This is a genomic window from Saccharopolyspora sp. NPDC002578, assembly GCF_053592695.1.
In genome coordinates this window covers 1-17735 of record NZ_JBSFWJ010000055.1, presented here as the reverse complement: position 1 = coordinate 17735, position 17735 = coordinate 1, and the positions used below count along the sequence as shown (strand labels likewise).

General features: G+C 72.4%; 15 protein-coding genes. 7 read left to right on the top strand and 8 right to left on the bottom strand.

The window, feature by feature from the left end; translation table 11 throughout:
- The first annotated feature begins 8 nt into the window (after positions 1-8).
- Positions 9-635 carry a TetR/AcrR family transcriptional regulator gene (locus ACWD38_RS22660; RefSeq protein ID WP_450124848.1) on the top strand — a complete coding sequence of 209 codons (627 nt, stop codon included), beginning with the start codon at positions 9-11 and terminating at the stop codon, positions 633-635.
- Positions 636-849: 214 nt separating this feature from the next.
- Positions 850-2970, top strand: a complete 2121-nt coding sequence (locus ACWD38_RS22655; RefSeq protein WP_450124847.1) for a glycoside hydrolase family 97 protein — start codon at positions 850-852, stop codon at positions 2968-2970.
- 50 nt (positions 2971-3020) lie between these two features.
- On the opposite strand, the gene ACWD38_RS22650 is transcribed toward ACWD38_RS22655, so the two are convergent.
- Positions 3021-3629: a M15 family metallopeptidase gene (locus ACWD38_RS22650; protein ID WP_184479787.1), complete on the bottom strand. Its 609-nt coding sequence runs from the start codon at positions 3627-3629 to the stop codon at positions 3021-3023.
- Positions 3630-3716: 87 nt separating this feature from the next.
- Here ACWD38_RS22650 and ACWD38_RS22645 point away from each other — a divergent pair, with 87 nt between their 5' ends.
- Positions 3717-4397: a response regulator transcription factor gene (locus tag ACWD38_RS22645; protein ID WP_184479786.1), complete on the top strand. Its 681-nt coding sequence runs from the start codon at positions 3717-3719 to the stop codon at positions 4395-4397.
- Entirely contained in the window at positions 4390-5508 is a 1119-nt protein-coding gene (locus ACWD38_RS22640) for a sensor histidine kinase (RefSeq protein ID WP_450124846.1), read from the top strand. Before ACWD38_RS22645 ends, ACWD38_RS22640 begins: the two co-directional genes overlap by 8 nt.
- Here ACWD38_RS22640 and ACWD38_RS22635 read toward each other — a convergent pair.
- The gene (locus tag ACWD38_RS22635) at positions 5468-5989 is read right to left on the bottom strand and encodes a hypothetical protein (protein ID WP_343071442.1); all 522 of its coding nucleotides are present in this window, start codon (positions 5987-5989) and stop codon (positions 5468-5470) included. The genes ACWD38_RS22640 and ACWD38_RS22635 overlap by 41 nt on opposite strands.
- Positions 5990-6113: 124 nt before the next feature.
- Between ACWD38_RS22635 and ACWD38_RS22630 the strand changes: the two genes are divergently transcribed.
- Positions 6114-7568, top strand: a complete 1455-nt coding sequence (locus ACWD38_RS22630) for an ArnT family glycosyltransferase (RefSeq protein WP_450124845.1) — start codon at positions 6114-6116, stop codon at positions 7566-7568.
- A gap of 128 nt (positions 7569-7696) precedes the next feature.
- On the opposite strand, the gene ACWD38_RS22625 is transcribed toward ACWD38_RS22630, so the two are convergent.
- The 6 genes from ACWD38_RS22625 to ACWD38_RS22600 all read right to left on the bottom strand — a co-directional run bounded on the left by ACWD38_RS22625 (position 7697) and on the right by ACWD38_RS22600 (position 15984).
- A complete protein-coding gene (locus tag ACWD38_RS22625; protein WP_450124844.1) occupies positions 7697-8590 on the bottom strand; it encodes a dihydrodipicolinate synthase family protein in 894 nt (297 codons plus the stop codon).
- Positions 8591-8825: 235 nt separating this feature from the next.
- Positions 8826-10031: a trans-sulfuration enzyme family protein gene (locus ACWD38_RS22620; RefSeq protein WP_450124843.1), complete on the bottom strand. Its 1206-nt coding sequence runs from the start codon at positions 10029-10031 to the stop codon at positions 8826-8828.
- Positions 10032-10130: 99 nt separating this feature from the next.
- Positions 10131-11720, bottom strand: coding sequence for a phospholipase D family protein (locus ACWD38_RS22615; protein WP_450124842.1), 1590 nt, complete (start codon positions 11718-11720; stop codon positions 10131-10133).
- Positions 11721-11766: 46 nt separating this feature from the next.
- Positions 11767-12633: an SDR family oxidoreductase gene (locus ACWD38_RS22610; RefSeq protein WP_184479779.1), complete on the bottom strand. Its 867-nt coding sequence runs from the start codon at positions 12631-12633 to the stop codon at positions 11767-11769.
- A 46-nt stretch (positions 12634-12679) separates the two neighbouring features.
- Positions 12680-14701, bottom strand: a complete 2022-nt coding sequence (locus tag ACWD38_RS22605) for a CocE/NonD family hydrolase (protein ID WP_184479778.1) — start codon at positions 14699-14701, stop codon at positions 12680-12682.
- Positions 14698-15984, bottom strand: coding sequence for an ATP-grasp domain-containing protein (locus ACWD38_RS22600; protein WP_450124841.1), 1287 nt, complete (start codon positions 15982-15984; stop codon positions 14698-14700). The genes ACWD38_RS22605 and ACWD38_RS22600 overlap by 4 nt, the downstream gene beginning before the upstream one ends.
- Before the next feature lie 182 nt (positions 15985-16166).
- Here ACWD38_RS22600 and ACWD38_RS22595 point away from each other — a divergent pair, with 182 nt between their 5' ends.
- The gene (locus ACWD38_RS22595) at positions 16167-16337 is read left to right on the top strand and encodes a hypothetical protein (protein WP_184479776.1); all 171 of its coding nucleotides are present in this window, start codon (positions 16167-16169) and stop codon (positions 16335-16337) included.
- A gap of 96 nt (positions 16338-16433) precedes the next feature.
- Complete coding sequence (locus ACWD38_RS22590) at positions 16434-17348, top strand: alpha/beta hydrolase fold domain-containing protein (RefSeq protein ID WP_184479775.1); 915 nt, start codon at positions 16434-16436, stop codon at positions 17346-17348.
- Positions 17349-17735: the final 387 nt, after the last annotated feature.

The following is a 17735-nucleotide window of genomic DNA, read 5'->3' as shown; positions in this document are numbered from 1 at the left end:
TGGCAAGAGTGAGCACCACGGACAAGAGCGGCGCGAGCATGCGGGATCGGCTCGTGGAGACCGCGGTACGACTGCTCGTCGAAGAAGGTCCGGCGGTGCTGCAGGCCCGCAGGCTCGCGCGCGAGGTCGACGCGTCGACGATGGCCGTCTACCACCACTTCGGCGGGATGCCGCAGCTGCTCGCCGCGGTCGTCGACGAGGGCTTCCGGCGATTGGACGGCCGCCTCGCGGCGGTGCCGATCACCGACGACCCCATCACCGATCTGGGCGGCCTCGCGCTGGCCTACCGCGCCGCCGCTCGGGACAACCCCCACCTCTACGACCTGATGTTCGGCCTACCGGCGTCCGGGGGTTCCACCGGCGAGTCGGAGGTGGCCGAGCGCGCCTACGGGCATCTCGTCGCCGCCGCCGACCGGGCCGTCGGCGCGGGCCGGATCCGGGAGCAGGAACCGGCCCGCGCCGCCGCGCAGCTGTGGAGCATGCTGCACGGTTACGTGACCCTCGAACTGTCCGGGCACTTCGACCGGTTCGACGATCTGGAGCAGGTGTTCATCCCGATGGCCGTCAACCTGATCGTCGGCTTGGGGGACGCGTCCGATCGCGCCGCGCGTTCCTGGGGCCGGATTCAGCACTGAGAACCGCGGACCATCCTTTGAGGACTGATCGGTGATCGGGCGGGTCGCCCGGATGTCGCAATGACGTGCCCTTTCCCTTGACCGGCCCCGCGGTCGGCTGAACACTGGCCGCCGGTCTTGATCGATCGTTTCGACCCGCTTCCGGCCGAGCCCGCGGCGGATCGCCCCGCTGCGGACGGACGAGCCGGTGGCGCAACGACGACGAAGGGGTCGCATGTCCACGAACGAGATCGACCGGCGCACGTTCGGCAAGGCGGCGGGCGTCGCCGGATTCACCGCACTGGCCTGGAGTCCGGGCACCGCGGCGCAAGCGGCGGGCGAACCGATCACGACGAGCTCGCCCGACGGCTCGATCACCGCGCAGTTCCGGTTGCAGGAGGGGACACCGCAGTACCGCATCACCCGCGGCACCCAGGTCGTGCTCGACTGGTCGGGCATGGGCTTCGAACTCGGCGACCGGCGCTTGGGCGAGGCCGCCGAGCTGGTGGGCATCGCCCACGACGAACTGGACGAGACCTGGCGGCCGGTGTGGGGCTCGTCGGCCGAGATCCGCAGCCACTGCCGCAGCACCGTGGTGCGGCTGCACGAACAGGTCGACTTCGACGTCGAGTTCCGCGTGTTCGACGACGGCGTCGGATTCCGCTACTTCTTCCCGCAGCAGCCCGACCTCGGCGATTTCGAGGTGCTCGACGAGCACACCGAGTTCCGCTTCACCGCCGACCACACCGCGTGGTCCACCCCGGCCAACTACGACTCCGTCGAATACCTCTACACCGAGACGCCCCTGACCGGCGCGGGGAAGCTGCACCCCTGGCAGGAACCCCGCGACGACGCCGAACGGCTCGGCGACCTCGCGACGCCGCTGACGCTGCGGGTCGCCGACGACCTGTACCTCGCGGTGCACGAGGCCGCGCTGCTGAGCTACCCGGACATGACGCTCACCAAGATCGACGGCGGGCCGGGGTTGCGCAGCGCGCTGGTGCCGCGCAAGGGCGAAGGGCGGCGGAAGGCGTTGCTGCGCACGCCCTTCCCGACTCCGTGGCGGGCGTTCCTGATCGGCCGCGAGCCGGGTGCGCTGGTCGAGTCGAACCTGGTGCTCAACCTCAACGAGCCCTGCGCGATCGAGGACACCTCGTGGATCGCGCCCGGCAAGTTCCTCGGCGTGTGGTGGGAGATCCACAAGGGACGCAACACCTGGATCGAGGGCCCGGACCTGGGCGCGAGCACCGAGAACGTGCTGCGCGCGGTGGATTTCGCCGCGGACAACGGGATTCCCTACGTGCTGGCCGAAGGCTGGAACAAGGGCTGGAAGACCGGCGGCGACTTCGGCGACGACCAGGACTTCCTCACGCCGAACGAGCAGCTGGACCTGCGTCAGGTGCTCGACCGCTGCCGCGAGCGCGGGGTGGCGTTCCTCGCGCACAACGAGACCGGCGGCGGCGTCGACAACTACGAGCGGCAGCTCGACCAGGCCTTCGCCCTCTACGCCGAGCTCGGAATGCCGGGCGTGAAGACCGGCTACGCCGGGGACATCGACGCGCACCACCACCACGACCAGTGGATGGTGGAGCACTACCAGCGGGTGATCCACAAGGCCGCCCGGCACCGGCTGCTGATCAACGCGCACGAGCCGATCAAGGGCACCGGCATCGAGCGCACCTACCCGAACTTCGTCTCCCGCGAAGGCGCCCGCGGCATCGAGTACGACGCCTGGTCGCAGGGGAACCCGCCGGAGCACACGGTGACGCTGCCGTTCACCACCATGCTGGCCGGGCCGTTCGACTACACGCCGGGGATCTTCGACATCACCTGGTTCCCGCCGCAGAGCCCGCAGGACGACCACGGCGACAGCAACGACGGCACCCGCGTGCACACGACCCGCGCGCACCAGCTCGCGCTGTACCCGGTGCTGCTGAGCGGGTTGCAGCAGCTCGCGGACGTGCCGGAGCACTACGAGGGCGTGCCGGAGTTCGAGTTCCTGCGGCAGGTCCCGGTGTCCTGGGACGAGACCCGCGTGCTGCACGGCGAGATCGGCGACTTCATCACGATGGCGCGGCGCAGCGGCCCGGCGTGGTTCGTGGGCTCGCTGACCGACGAGCAGCAGCGGACGCTGGAGATCCCGCTGGACTTCCTCGGCGACGGCCGGTACGTGGCGCACTTCTACCGGGACGCTCCCGGCACCGACGTCGAGACCAACCCGAACGAGGTGGAGGTGGACCACCGCCTCGTCGACGCGAGCACCGTGATCCGCGCCGAGCTCGCCGGAGGCGGCGGGCACGCCCTGCACCTCGCGCCCGCGGGGCAGGACGACGCGCACCTGCCCGAGTACCGGTGACCGAACGCGGGCGCGCACCGGCCACGGCGGCGCGCGCCCGCGTTCCCCGCTCACAGCTGCATCCGCGGATCCTCGGCGGGGTTCGCGTACCTCGGCGGGCAGCCCTCGGTCGTGGTCCCCGGGCGCAGCTCGAAGTGCCAGGGTTCGTTGCCGTAGATCTGGCAGAGCCCGTAGTCCTCGCCGTGGCGCACCAGCCAGTCCGAGGAGTCGTACGGGCCGATGTCGACCGCATCGCCCGAGACGTGCGCGGAGGTCGCGGCCGTCGCCACCCAGCGCAGCGCCTCCGACCGCGAACCGTAGGTGTCCACGGCGTCCCGCAGCAGCCGATCCTGGTAGGCCGCCGAGCGCCATCCGCTGCTGACCAGCAGTTGGACGCCGTCGGCCGTCGCGTCGGCCGCAGCCTCCCGCAGCGCGGCGAGCAGGTCCTCGTCGAGCCGCGCCACCGCGGGCGACGCCTCGTCGTGCACGGAGAGCCGCAGGCCCGCGGGGATCGCGCCGTCGGCCGCGGTGGGCTGGCCCCGCAACGCCTCCCACGGTGACCAGGAGGGCGCGAGCACCCGCTGCGCGGTGAGCGCGCCGGTCACCGCGAGCACGAGGGCGACTCCGACGAAGAGCTTCCGGTGCCCGCGCCGGGGGCGGGGCGAGGTCGTGGTCTGCATGGGACCAGCGAAGACCGCGCGCTGTTGCGCGGTCGTCTTCGTTTTCGGATACGCCCGCGATATCCCCCGGCACCTAGGATTCCCCGCATGCGGGTGCTGATCGTGGAGGACGAGACCTACCTGGCCGAGGCCGTGCGCGACGGCCTGCGGCTGGAGGCCATCGCGGCGGACGTCGCCGGGGACGGCGACACCGCGTTGGAGCTGCTGCGGCTGAACACCTACGACCTCGCCGTCCTCGACCGCGACATCCCGGGGCCGTCTGGCGACGAGGTGGCGCGGCGGATCGTCGACTCCGGCAGCGGCCTGCCGATCCTCATGCTCACGGCGGCGGATCGCCTCGACGACAAGGAAACCGGCTTCGAGCTCGGCGCCGACGACTACCTCACGAAGCCGTTCGCGCTGCGGGAACTGGTGCTGCGGCTGCGCGCGCTGGACCGCAGGCGCGCGCACGCCCGGCCGCCGGTGCGCGAGCTCGCCGGTCTGCGGCTGGACCCGTTCCGGCGCGAAGTCTTCCGCGACGGCCGCTACGTCGCCTTGACCCGCAAGCAGTTCGCGGTGCTGGAGGTGCTCGTCGCGGCCGACGGTGGCGTGGTCAGCGCCGAGGAGCTGCTGGCGCGGGCGTGGGACGAGAACGCGGACCCGTTCACCAACGCCGTGCGCATCACCGTGTCGGCGCTGCGCAAGCGGTTGGGCGAGCCGTGGCTGATCGCCACCGCGCCCGGCGTCGGCTACCGGATCGACGCCGCCGAGGAGGCTCCGCGTGGGTAGGCCCGGTGGGCTCAGCGTCCGGTGGAAGCTGACCTTGAGCTACGCCGGGTTCCTCCTGCTCGCCAACGCCCTGCTGCTGGTCGTCGTCTGGTTGTTCCTGCTGCGCTACGTGCCCGAGGAGGTCCGCAGCCCGGCGGGGTTCGTCCCCGGACGCGGGGACCTGCTGCGCGCCTTCGCCCCGAAGGCGGCGGCGGTGCTGGCGGGAGTGCTGGTGTTCGGCCTTGTCGGCGGCTGGTTCCTCGCCGGGCGGATGTTGGCCCCGCTGCACCGGATCGGCGGCGCCGCCGAGCTGGCCGCCGCCGGGTCGCTGTCGCACCGGATCGACCTGGAGGGCCCGCGCGACGAGTTCCGGGAGCTGGCCGACGTCTTCGACGAGATGCTCGAACGGATCGAGGCGCACACCGCCGAACAGCAGCGCTTCGCCGCGAACGCCTCCCACGAGCTGCGCACGCCGCTGGCGATCTCGCGCACCTTGCTCGAAGTCGCCCGCGACGATCCCGCGCGGGACGTGGACGAGCTCCTCGTGCGCCTGGAGCGGGTGAACACGAGGGCGGTGGAGCTGACCGAGGCGCTGCTGCTGCTCAGCCGGGCCGACCGGCGGTCGTTCACCCGCGAACCCGTCGACCTCTCGCTGCTCGTGGAGGAAGCGGTCGAGACGCTGCTGCCCCTCGCGGAGCGTCGCGGGGTGGCGCTCGACGTGGCGGGTACGGCGGCGGCGACCTCCGGATCGGGACCGCTGCTGCTGCGGATGGCGACGAACCTGGTGCAGAACGCGATCGTGCACAACCTCCCCGCGGACGGGTTGGTGCGGATGCGGACCGAGGTGCGGGCGGGCGCGGCCGTGCTCGACGTGGACAACACCGGCGACGCGCTCGACCCGGCACTGGTGGCGCGGCTGACCGAGCCGTTCCAGCGCGGCGCGGAACGCGTGCGCGACGAGGAGCACGCGGGCGCCGGGTTGGGCCTCGCGATCGTGCGCAGCGTCGTGGACGCCCACGACGGCACCCTCACCTTGGCTCCGCGTCCCGGCGGCGGACTTCGCATCACAGCGGCACTTCCGGCCGCGGACCTCACCGGCGACCCCGGTGCCTCGCGAAGGCGTCGAAGGTGACGGCCGTGACGACGCCGTAGGCGAGGTGCGGGACGAGGTCCATGAGCCAGGTCCGTGCGGTCCACTCGCGCGGATCGGTCACGCCCAGCGCGGACATGGGCGCCGTGCTGCCCGCGTTCGCCGCGACACCGGCGACGACGGCCATCACCGGCAGCGGCGCGTGCGCGGCCTTCGCCCGGACGCAGCCGTAGACGGCACCCACTCCGATACCGGCTCCGATGCCGAGCAGGGCGCCGATCCCGGACCTGCGGTTGTCCCGGGCCGAGGCGTCGTCGCCGGGGAGCTCGCCGAAGCGGCGTTCGGCCTGCCGCACCGTCTGCTCGGGACTGGTGCTGCCCGGCCGGGCGCGCACCGCCATGTCCAGGTAGGTCGCGGCGTTGAGCGCGGTCGTTCCGGCGGCGCCCGCCAACGCGCCGCGCACCGGTTCTCCCAGCACGTGCACCTCCTCGGTGATGGCCCGGTCGTCCGCGGCCGGTCGCACCAGGGTTCCTCGCCGCGCGAAGGGGAAAACCTCGGAGGCCTTCGCTCCGAACCGCCTCCCTTGACAGTGCCGCCGCGGCATGGTGTTCGCTGGGTTCGCTGATCACGGGGAGACGGGAGCGGGCGTGGAGATCTCACGGCCGGCGTGGGCGCCGGTGTCGGTCATCGCCGCCGCGGTCGCCGCCGCACACCTGGTGCTCGCCGCCGTCCCGCGCAGGTGGTTCGACGAGGACCTGATGCTCACGATCGGCCGCCACCACCTCGACTGGGGCGCGGTCGACCAGCCGCCGCTGACCCCGCTGCTGGCCCGGGTCGCCGACGCGGTGGCGCCGGGCAACCAGGTGGTGCTGGCATTCCCGGCGGTGCTGGCCACCGCCGCCGCGATCGTGCTGGTCGCGCTGATGGCCCGCGAACTCGGCGGTGACCGGCGGGCGCAGGTGCTCGCCGCGTCGGGGCAGGCGACGTGCGTGGCCGCGGCCCAGTTCGGGCACTGGCTGACGCCGTACACCTTGGAACCCGCGCTGTGGGCGGGGTTGTTCTGGTTGCTGCTGCGCTGGATCCGGCTCCGCGACGACCGGCTGCTGGTGGTGTTCGGCGCGCTCGCCGGGATCACCGCGCAGACCCGGTTCCAGGTGCTGGCGCTGGGGATCGTGCTGCTCGCCGCCGTCGGACTGGCAGGGCCCCGCGAGTTGCTGCGCCGTCCGCTGCTGTGGGCGGGCGTGGTGCTGGCACTGCTGATCGCGGCTCCGACGCTGGGATGGCAGGCGGTCCACGGCTGGCCGCAAGCGGACATGGCACAGGTGGTGGCGGGGGAGAACGAGCTCATCTACGGCGGCAGGCTCCTCGTGGTGCTGCACGGCGTCGCCGTCACCGGGCCGCTGACGCTCGGGCTCGCGGTGTGCGGACTCGTCGCGCTCTGCAGGGAGGAGCGGTGGCGCGAACACCGGTTCCTCGCGGTGGTGTTCGTGCTGCTGGTCGCCGCCGTCGTGCTCGGTTCGGGCCGCCACTACTACCTGATCCCGCTCTGGTCGCCGTACGTCGCGATCGGCGCCGTCGCGTTGCAGCACCGCAGGGAAGCGGGCGCGCGGCGGCGGGCGTGGCCGGTCGTCGCGCTCAGCGCGGTGCTCGCCGCGGGCGCGTTGGCGTTCACCTCGGTGATGGCCTCGCCGCGCTTCGCCGACGAACTGGTGACCGCGACCGCCCGCGCCTACGCGGACATCCCCGCCGAGCAGCGCGCCCGCACCGCGCTCGTGGCGACGCCCTACGTCCACGCGACCTACCTCGACGCGGCACCACCGGAACTCGGGCTGCCACCCGCCGCGAGCACCAACCGCGCCTACGGCTGGTTCCCGCCACCACCGGAGCACCAAGACCGGATGCTCTTCGTCGGCGACCCCGCGCGGCTGCGCCCGTGGTTCACCGAAGCCCGCCCGGTCGCGGTCGTCGACGCACCGACACCGCTGGGCACCTACGGCGGCCTCGTCCCCGAACGCACGACGATCTGGCAGCTCACCGGCCGCACCGCCCCGTGGCCCGCCCTCTGGCAAGACCTCCGCGACCTCCCCCTCACCCCGCACTGACCCCGAGCGGTCGGCGGCGCGTGAAGGTCGCGCGTTTCGGCAGAACCCCAGGCATGCCAGGCGAAGACCTCACCGCGCCCGCGGCTGCACCGGTCGGCTAGTGCGCCGTCCGGTCCGGGGCACTGTGATCAGCGGTGCAGGTCGAGGTCGTGGAGGACGCGGGTCACGTCGGCGCGGTCGGCTTCGGGGAGGGCTCGTACGGGGCGGGGGAGGTTGGGGTGGGAGACGAGGCCGAGCTGTTCCGCGATCGCGGAGACGACGCGGAAGCTGCCGTGGCGGGTGAACAGCTCCCACAGCGGGCGGAGCCGTTCGGATTCCGCGTTCGCGGTGGCGGCGTCGCCCGCCAGCGCCGCGCGGGTGATCGCCAGGGCCGGTTCGGGCAGGGTTCCGGCCACTACGGAGTACCAGGCCTCGCACCCGGCGTTGAGCCCGGTCGCGGCCAGCGGGTCCCCGCTGACCCCGATCGTCACCGACTCGGGCAGCAGCGAACGCAGGCGGGACACGCGGGATTCGGCTTCCGCGGGCGCCGGCGGCACCCCGGGGATCTTGATGGAGGCGACGTTGGGCAGCGCGGCGATCCGGGCGTGGAGCTCGTCGGTGAACGTGAAGTGCGTGGTGCCGGGGTTGTCGTAGACCACGAGCGGGACCGACAGCTCGCCGGTGACGTCCTCGTAGAGGCCGAACACCTCGTCGGCGGTCAGCGCCTGGTAGGACACCGGCGCGAGCAGCACGCCCGCGGCCCCGGCCCGTTGGGCGTCCTCGGCCAGGGAGCGAACTTCGCTGGTGCGCAGCGCTCCGATGCCGACCAGCACCGGAACGTCCCCGGCGTGCTCCACGGCGAGCCGCGCGACGCGGGCGCGTTCGGCCCGCTCCAGGTAGGGGTAGGAGCCGGTGGACCCGAGCGCGGTGATCGAGTCCACCCGCGCCGCCGCGAGCCGCCCGACGAGCCCGCCGAACGCCACCTCATCAACCCCGTCCTCGCTGACCGGAGTCAACGGGAAAGCACTGAGCCCGCTGAACATCAACCCCACCTCACCCTCCACGTACACCCGCGAACTCGTTGCTGTCGCCCTCGTCCGTCATCTTGTCAGCGGCGAAGCCGCTGAGCAGTGACCACCAAAGCAAGCCGACCACCCGCGGGTTCTCAGTCGTCTTCTCGCGAGGACGGCTTTTTCCCTCGTGGCGAAGCCACTCGGGAAAAAGATCCCGCAGCGAGAAGACACCTGAGGTTCCGCCACCCGACCCCTACGCAGGTCATCAGGGGAAGGCAACGGAGAGAGCGTTGGATATGTCGGCTGTCAGGTCTTCCGGGTCTTCCAAGCCGACGGCGAGCCGCAGGTGGCCGTAGCGCTGGAACTGCTCGGGGTAGTGCTCGTCGCCGCCGCGAGCACCGGCTGCGACGTGCACGATCAGCGTTTCGTCGTGGCCGAGCGAGACCGCGGAGGTGATCACGCGCAACGCGTTGACGAACCGGTTCTGCACGGCGGTGTCCCCGTCCAGCGCGAAGGCCAGCACGGCGCCGTGGCCACGGCCGCCGAACTGCCGCGTGGCGAGCTCGTGCTGCGGGTGATCGGGCAGGCCGGGGTAGGCGACGAACGCGATCCGCGGGTCGGCGTCGAGGGCTTCGGCGATGCGCTGCGCGGAGGCGAGGTGCTGGCGCAGCCGCAGCGGCAGCGTCACCGATCCGCGCATGATGAGCCAGGCGTTGAACGGTGCGAGCATCCCGCCGACATCTACGCCGGCGTCTCCGCGGATCTTCCCGACGAGCTCGTGCGAGCCGATCACCGCTCCGCCGGTGGCGTCGCCGTGCCCGTTGATGAACTTCGTCAGCGAGTGGACCACCAGGTCCGCGCCGTCGGCCAGTGGCCGGTACAGCGGCGGTGGGGTGAACGTGCCGTCCACGCTGAGCAGCGCCCCGCCGGTGTGCGCGATCTCCGCGACGGCCGCGATGTCGGTGACGGCGGTGGTCGGGTTCGCGATGGTCTCCACGTGCACCAGCCGGGTGGCCGGGCGCATGGCGGCGCGCACCGCGTCCAGGTCGGTGCTGTCGACGAACGTCGCTTCGATCCCGTAGCGCTCCGGCAGCAGTTCGGCGAACAACCGCCACACCGCTTCGTAGGTCACCGAGGACACGACGACGTGGTCACCGCTGCGCAGGTGCGTGAAGAACACCGCGTGCAGCGCGGCGACCCCGGTGGCGAACACCGCCGCCTGCTCACCGCCGTCGAGCGCGGCCAGCTTGGACTCCAGCGCGCGCTGGTTGACGTGCCCGTTGCGGGCGTACACGAGTCGGTTCGGATCCGACCAGCTCACCTCGGAGGCGTCTTCGGGCAGCAGGTAGGAGTTGGCCAGCACCAGCGGGGTGCGCAACGCGCCGGTGGCCGGGTCGATGGCGTTCCCGCCGTGCACGGCCCAGGTCGTGTCGGCGACCGTGGCCGGGTCGTGCTTGTCCGGAGCGGACATCCGCTTCCTTTCGTCGAGCGCAGGACGGCGGCGAACCCGGGTCACTCGGCCGCATCCGGATCCCAGTGTGTCAGCGCCCACCGACATCTCCGCGATGCGTCACCACCGGCCTCGTGCGCGCAATCGGGCCGGTCGGCCGTCCGGGTCCATCACGGCTCGTTCGACCGGCACCGCCCAGGCGCGGGTCAGCGGGGAGGCGCCGGGCCGGGCGTGGCCGCGCAGATGCCCCGGTGGGCGCGGAGCCGGCTCGGCCGCCCGGTGCCAGCGGTCGAGCCGGTCCGCGGCTCGGCGCAGCACGTCGGCTCCCGCCACCGGATCGGTCAGGTCCGAGGTGCGTCCGGGCTCGCGGCCGAGGTGCTCGCGCCACAGGCGCAGGCGCAGGTCCCGGGCGAAGGCGTGACCTCCGGGCTCCTCGTCGACGACCGCGGCGGTGAGTTCCGAGTCGTAGGCCCACGACCGCCGGTTCAGGTTCGCCGAGCCCACCGCCGCCCAGCGGTCGTCGACGACGCAGACCTTCGAGTGCAGGTAGATCGGCAGCCCTGCGACGTTCTCCAGGTCGTACACGTCGACCCGGTCGCCGCCCGCCGCGTGCAGCAGGTCGAGGGCTTTGCCGTGGGCCACGCCGTTCGTGGCGATCTCCACGGTGCCGCCCTTCTCCGGCAGGCGCGGCACCACGGCGATCAGGCGCAGACCGGGTTCGCGGCGCAGCGCCGCCGCGAAGGCCTCGGCCACCACCGGTGACCACAGGAACTGGTCCTCCACGTAGACGAACCGCCGGGCGTGGCGCAGCGCCTTGACGTAGCCGCGCGCGACGCTGCGCTCGCCCTGCGGGGCGAACGGGTAGCGCGGCCGCTTCGCCGGGTAGGTCCGCAGCAGCTGCACCGAGCACGTCCCGGCCGGGGGCGGCGGCGGGAGCGGCGTGGGCAGCGGCGCGGGCCGCGGGCTCAGCAACCGGCGGGTCCGGGAGATCGGCCCGCGCCGGGAGGCCGCCGCGTCCGACCACCGCTCCCGGAAGCAGTGCTCGACGTCGTCGACGGCCGGGCCGCGCACCAGCAGGTGCGCGTCGTGCCAGGCCGGGCGCGTGCCGTAGCGGTCGTCGATGGAGGACTGCACGTCGGGATCGCCGCGGTGGTGCTCGTCGTCGCGGCGGCTCGGGCACGGGTCGATCCCGCCGACGAAGGCGACGTCGGTCTCCGGGCGCCGCGGCCGGCGGACTACCAGGAACTTCTGGTGGTGGCAGCCGATCGGCCGCACCCGCTGGTCGAGCAGCGCCGCACCCCCGCGGCGGCGCAGTGCGGTGACGAACCGCCGGTTGTCCGGGATCAGGTCCCGGCGCAACGTCAGGAACGGCCACCAGAACAGCGCGTGCACCGAGGCGCCGGCGTCCAGGGCGCGCTTCAGCAGCGCCCCCAGGGCGTGGCCCGCTTCGTCGAGCGGTTTGCCGCGCACGCCCATCCACGCGGACAGGAAGATCCGGTCCCCGGCGTGGACGTCGTCGAGTTCGGCCACGAGGTGCCGGAAGCATTCGGTTCCGTCGATCAGCGGCTGCGCGAGGTTGCCCGCCGACCAGGAAGTCCCCGCCGGGTTCCGCCGGTCGAGGTCCGTGGCCGGGTTGCCGCGTTCCTCCGCCGCCAGGAACCAGTGCGCTGGTCCGCTCTCCGGCGCCGTCCCGCTCAGGTGCGGGTCCACGGGTCGTCGTTCACCGCCTTCCGCGTCGTCGACGTGGTCCTCCCGGTCACCCCGGATGGGTCTCGCCGCCGACGGGCGCCAGCACCTCGCCGGTGTAGTAGCTGGAGAGCCGGTCGGCGGCGAAGAACACGTACGAGGGCGCGATCTCGTCGGGATGCGCCATCCGCCCCATCGGCACGTGCTCGCCGAAGCCCTCCACGGAGCTCTCCGGCAGGGTGGCCGGGATCAGCGGTGTCCACACCGGACCGGGCGCGACGCAGTTGACCCGGATTCCCCGCTGCGCCAAGGATTGCGCCAGCGACATCGTGAGCACGTGCACGGCGCCCTTGCTGGCGGCGTAGTCGATGAGCGTCTTGTTGCCGCGCAGGCCGTTGACCGAACCCGTGTTGACGATCGCCGACCCCTCCGGCAGGTGCGCGAGCGCGGCGCGGGTGAGCCAGAACGGGGCGTAGACGTTCACCTTGAAGGTGCGGTCGAACTGCTCGGTGGTGGTGTCGGTGAAGTCGTCCACCGGTGCCTGGGTTCCGGCGTGGTTGACCAGCACGTCGAGGCCGCCGAGCTCGTCGGCGACCCCGTCGACGAGCCGTTGGCAGGCGGTTTCCTCGCCGAGGTCGGTCTTGTGCAGCTCGCACCGCCGCCGCTGGGCGCGGACGAGTTCCGCGGTGCGCTCGGCGTCGGAGTCCTCCAGATCCGCGTGGTAGGCGATGGCGACGTCGGCGCCTTCCTTGGCGAACGCCACCGACACCGCGCGCCCGATCCCGGAGTCGCCGCCGGTGATCAGCGCGCGCTTGCCGTCGAGCAGCCCGCGCCCCCGGTAGTCGGTCATCTCGTCGCGCGGAGCGGGCACCATCGTCTCGCTCGATCCGGGCGGGGTCTGCTGCTGCGGCGGGGGAGCGGAGTTCTGGTCGGCCATGGTGGCGCCTCCTTCGTCGTGCGGTTCGTCCGGGCTCGCCCGGCGGTCAGACGTGGTCGCGCGGGATCGAGTGCCGCCAGTTCTTCGACAGCACGCGCTGCTCGTTCTCGTAGGCGTCGAGCCGGGCGTGCAGCTGGAACTCCTCGGGCGTGGAGGTGAGCACGGTGTGGGTCACGGTCCGCGCTTCCCAGTCACCGCGCCGGAATCCCATCCACCAGGTGTTCTCGCCGCGCACCGAGTCGAAGTCGTCGCCCGTCCAGCTGTAGCGCTCCCAGGCTTTCCGGGTGAGTTCGAGGTCGATGTCGTCGAGCCGGGCCACGCCGAGGTCTTTGACCACTTCGAGCGCCGACTCGTAGCCGACGAGGTCGCGGGACACCGTCCAGCGCTCCTCGCCCGGTTCGAGCTGGCTGGACGACACCGGCGGTGCGCCTTCCGGTTCGTCGAAGGGGCGCACCTCCGGTTCATCGCCCCGGTTCGGCCGCCACGGCAGCAGCACCGAGCTGCGTCCGGTGTGGACGGTGAGCCGCACCGGGCGCGGCGGCGGCCACGCCAGCGGCCAGTAGGACGTCGAGAGCGACACCCGAATCCGGTGGCCGGCCGGGAACGCCTGCGCCACCCCGTTGAGCGCCACCGACACCTGGTAGCGCCGCCCCGGCACGAGTTCCGCGGGCTCGTCGTGCCCTTCGCGGTGGGTGAGGTTGAGCAGCCCGTAGGTGACGCGGGTGGCGGATCCGTCCGGGCGCACGTCGGACAGGCGCACGGCGAGCATCGCGACCGGTTCGCTCACCTCGATGTCGAGGTCGGCCACGGGCGCGCCCAGGATCTCGACGCGCTCGTCGAAGGCCTCGGTGTCGAACACCAGCGAGCCGCCGTCCTCCTCTCGCTGGTCGTAGGGCAGGTCCGGGGGAGCGTTGTAGGAGCACCACTTCCCGGCGAACTGGCCCACCGACAGCGGGGACTGCACGACCAGCTCGCTCTCCTCCGGTTCGTCGCCGGGCAGTCCGACGTGGTGCGGGCGCAGCGGGTGCCGGGCCGGTTCCACCAGTGGGGACGGCCATGCGGGATCGCCCACCCACCGGCCGGGCCGGTCGGCGTAGGCCGTGGACGGCGGCACGCTGTCCTGCATCCAGGTCGTGAGCATCGGCCCGTCCATCACGTCGTTGTCGACGTCCTTGAGCCACCGGTCCCACCAGCGCACCAGTTCCTGCAGGAACCCGACGGCCGGGCCCGGCTGGCCCAGGTGCGGGTACTTGTGCGACCACGGGCCGATCAGGCCCTTGCGCGGGACGTCGAGGTTCTGCAGCGTCCGGAACACGGCGTTGGAGTAGCCGTCGGCCCAGCCGCTGACCGCGAGCACCGGGCACCGCACCGACGAGTAGTCCTCGCACACCGAGCCGTGCCGCCAGAAGTCGTCGCGGCGCTGGTGGTCCAGCCACTCCCGCAGCCACAGCCCGCTGCCCTCCAGCCGCTCGTGCCACATCTCGCGCCAGCGGTCGCCGACCAGCGCCGGATCGGGCGGGCAGGAGTTGTAGGCGAACATCGTCGACGCCCAGGACAGGTTGTCGCTGAGCAGGCAGCCGCCCATGTAGTGCACGTCGTCGGCGTAGCGGTCGTCGGTGAAGCACACCGCGGCGATGGCGCTCAGGCTCTCCGGTTTGCGGGCGGCCAGCTGCAGCGCGTTGAAACCGCCCCAGGAGATGCCCATCATGCCGGTCCGGCCGGTGCACCAGGGCTGATCGGCGATCCAGGCGAGCACCTCCTCGCCGTCCTGGAGTTCCTGCTCCAGGTATTCGTCGGTGAGCACGCCCTCGGATTCGCCGCTGCCGCGCAGGTCCACCCGCAGGCAGGCGTAGCCGTGCCCGGCGAGGTACGGGTGGTGGATCGAGTCGCGCAGCGCGGTCAGGTCGCGCTTGCGGTACGGGATGAACTCCAGCACGGCGGGGCACGGGGCGTCGTCGGAGGAGACCGGCCGCCAGATCTTCGCGGCCAGCCGGGTTCCGTCCGACAGCGGGATCCACACGTGCTCGTCGGTGCGAACCGCGTGCGGCAGGTTCGTCACCGTCCTCATGCGTCACCTCCTCGGCGTTCGATCTCGAAGGGCAGAGCGCGGGTGCAGCGCTCGTAGGTGTCGTGGAACTCCTGCTCGGAGCCGGCGCCGATGTAGAGGTGGGCGAGCTCGTAGCTGTAGCTGTCCTGGTCGGGCAGCTCCGAGAGCCGCTCGCCCTCCTCGGCCATCAGGTGCACCCGGACGCCCGGATGCTCCCGTTCGAGCGCGGCGATCTCCGCGTCGGTCGGGGCGCGGCGCACCCAGCCGTCCTCGAAGGTGCGGTAGAACCACTTCCCCGAGATCGCGTGCTCGCCCTGGCGGTGCGGGAAGTCCGGGTCGCGGCCGAGCCCGAGCTGCACCAGCACCTGGTGGTTGGGGACGCCGTCGACGTCCTCGAACATCGGCGCGTGCGACTGGGAGTGCCGGGCGTTGATCTCCAGCAGGTGCACGGCGCCGGAGTCCTCGTCCCAGAAGAACTCCACGTTGAACGGCACGTGGCGCAGGCCGATGTGCTCGATGACCCGCCGGGTGTCCGCGGTGATCCGCTCCACCACGTCCGCGGGAAGCGACGACGGGTACTGGTAGCGCAGGAAGCTGGAGGTGCCCGGGTAGTTCACGGTGTCGATGACGCCGTAGAGGTGCACGCCGTCGCCCTGGTCGTAGCCCTCGACGGTGATCTGCCGCCCGCTCACCGCCTCTTCCGCGACGCAGGAACGCCCGCCTGCCTCCGCGATCTCCCGGGGCAGGTCGAGCCGGGCGAGGACGTCCTCGAAGGGCTTGCCGACCTTGTCGATGCCCTCCTGGATCTCGGCCAGCGCGGCGCGGAATCCCTCGTCGTCGGTCACCCGGTAGGCCATCTGCGAGGAGAAGGACTTCACCGGCTTGACCCACAGCGGGTAGCGCACGCCGTCCGGGGCAGCGGTGTCCTCGTCGACGTGGACCAGCCCGAAGCGGGGCACGTCGTCGATCACTTCGGCCTGCACGACGCGGCTCCAGTACTTGTGCTCGCACAGCACGACGGCGCGCAGGTCCGCGCCGGGGAGTCCGCGGCGCTCGCAGAGGATCGGCACCAGCGAGCTCACCGGGAAGTCCCAGTAGCCGACGATGGCGTCCACCCGACCGTCGAAGGCGTTCAACTCGCGGTCGGCCTCCTCCAGCAGCGCGGGCAGGTCGATCTCGTCGACGTGCACGAGCCGGTCGACGTCGAGCAGCGGGTGCAGTTCGCAGTCGGCGAGGGCGGGCAGGCCGCGCAGCGTTTCCCGGTTGCGCTCGTCGAGTCCTAGGACGAAGACGTGGGCGACCATGGTCTCCTCAAGGGGTCGGGGGCACTGGCCCCCGCCTACCCCGCTTGGCGGACGAATAATCGGAACCGAGTTCGAGGGCCCGCCGGGGCCGCCGCCGCGAGGGAACGAGCGCGCGAAGATTCGTGTGCACGGCGGGCAGGACGGGTAGCGCTGGATCCCGAACCTTCGAACCGGGAGCGGTGATGGACGAACAGCACCCGGGGCGGGAGCCGTCCCCGGCTCGCGCACCCGACGAACCCGAAGCCCCCGATCCGCCGGTGCGGCCCGAACCGGAGGCGCCCGCCGCGCCCAGCGCGCCGGAGGAGCCCGAGGCACCAGCGAAGCCCCGGCTCCCGGACCCGCCGCTCGGGTGAGCGGGCGCGGCGGCGTGCGGAGCCGGTTTCATCCGGCCGGCGCGTGGAAACCCGCGCCGTGGGTACCCGGAAACCACGACCCGAGGAAGCCGAACGATGGTGAGCTGGCAGAGCGCGCTGACGATCGGCAAGTACCGGTTGACCCGGCGCAAGCGCACGTTCGCCGATCCGGTGCTGCTGCGGCGCAGCGCCGAGAGCCACGAGTCCGAGCACGCCCAGCTGCCGCCGTCCTTCCGGGACCGGTTCGAGGTCACCGAGCACGACGTGCGGGGGCACTGCTGCTACACGCTCCGGCCGCCGCGCACGCGGAACCCGCAGCACGTCCTGTACCTGCACGGCGGCGCGTACGTGCACCAGATCGAAGCCGCGCACTGGGACTTCCTCGACCGTCTCATCGCTCGCACCGGCGCGGCGGTGTCGGTCCCGCTGTACCCGCTGGCGCCGACCTACGACCACACCGCGACGTTGCCGATGGTGTGGTCGTCGTTCCAGCGCACCGCGGCGAGAGCGGCACCGGCGGACCAGGTCGTGATGGGTGATTCCGCCGGGGGCGCGCTGAGCCTGTTCCTCGCGCAGCGCCAGGCGGCCTTCGGACGGCCGCAACCGGGACGTCTGGTGCTGATCTCGCCGTGGCTGGACATCGCGGTGAGCCATCCCGACGTCCCCGCGCTGGACCGGCAGGACCCGTACCTGGGCATCGCCGGGTTGCGGGAGGCCGGTCGCCTGTACGCGGGCGATCTCGATCCGCATGATCCGAGGGTGAGCCCGCTGTACGGGCAACTCGGTGGCCTCGGCCCGATGCGGGTGCTCAGCGGCACGCGCGACGTGCTGCTCTCCGACGCGCGACGGCTCAACGCCCTCGCCCGCGCCCGCGGGGCCGCGGTCGACTACGAGGAGTACGAGGGCATGTTCCACGGCTGGATCCTGCAGCGGCTCCCCGAAGCGCGAACCGCCCTGGACCGCACCGCGGACTTCCTCCGCACCGGCGCCGTCGCGGGTGCCTCCGGCTGAGTCCGGCCGGGCGCCCCGCGTCCGAGGTTCGAGGAAGATTTCCCCGCATAGTCGAGCCTGGTGCGTGATCCGGTGATCGGGTGCGCGTCGGTGCGGTCGACTTGCCGGGCGGGGCGGACCGGATTCCGGGCGTCGAGCGGCGAGAGTCGTGCTGCGAAGGAGTCGACGTCCGCCCCGATTCGGGAAGCGACACCGGCCGATGATCCGGCCGGTGCGCGTCATCTGTGCTGACGAGAGGATCGTTCGTGAAGAAGCTTGCGACCGGTGCCGCGATCGGGCTGGGAATGCTGCTGGTCACCGCGGCGCCCGCCGCCGCGGAGGGCTACGTCTACACTGCGCGGGCGCACGCAGCGGGACCTCGTCGCCGGAACGCTGTGGCCGGCCAAC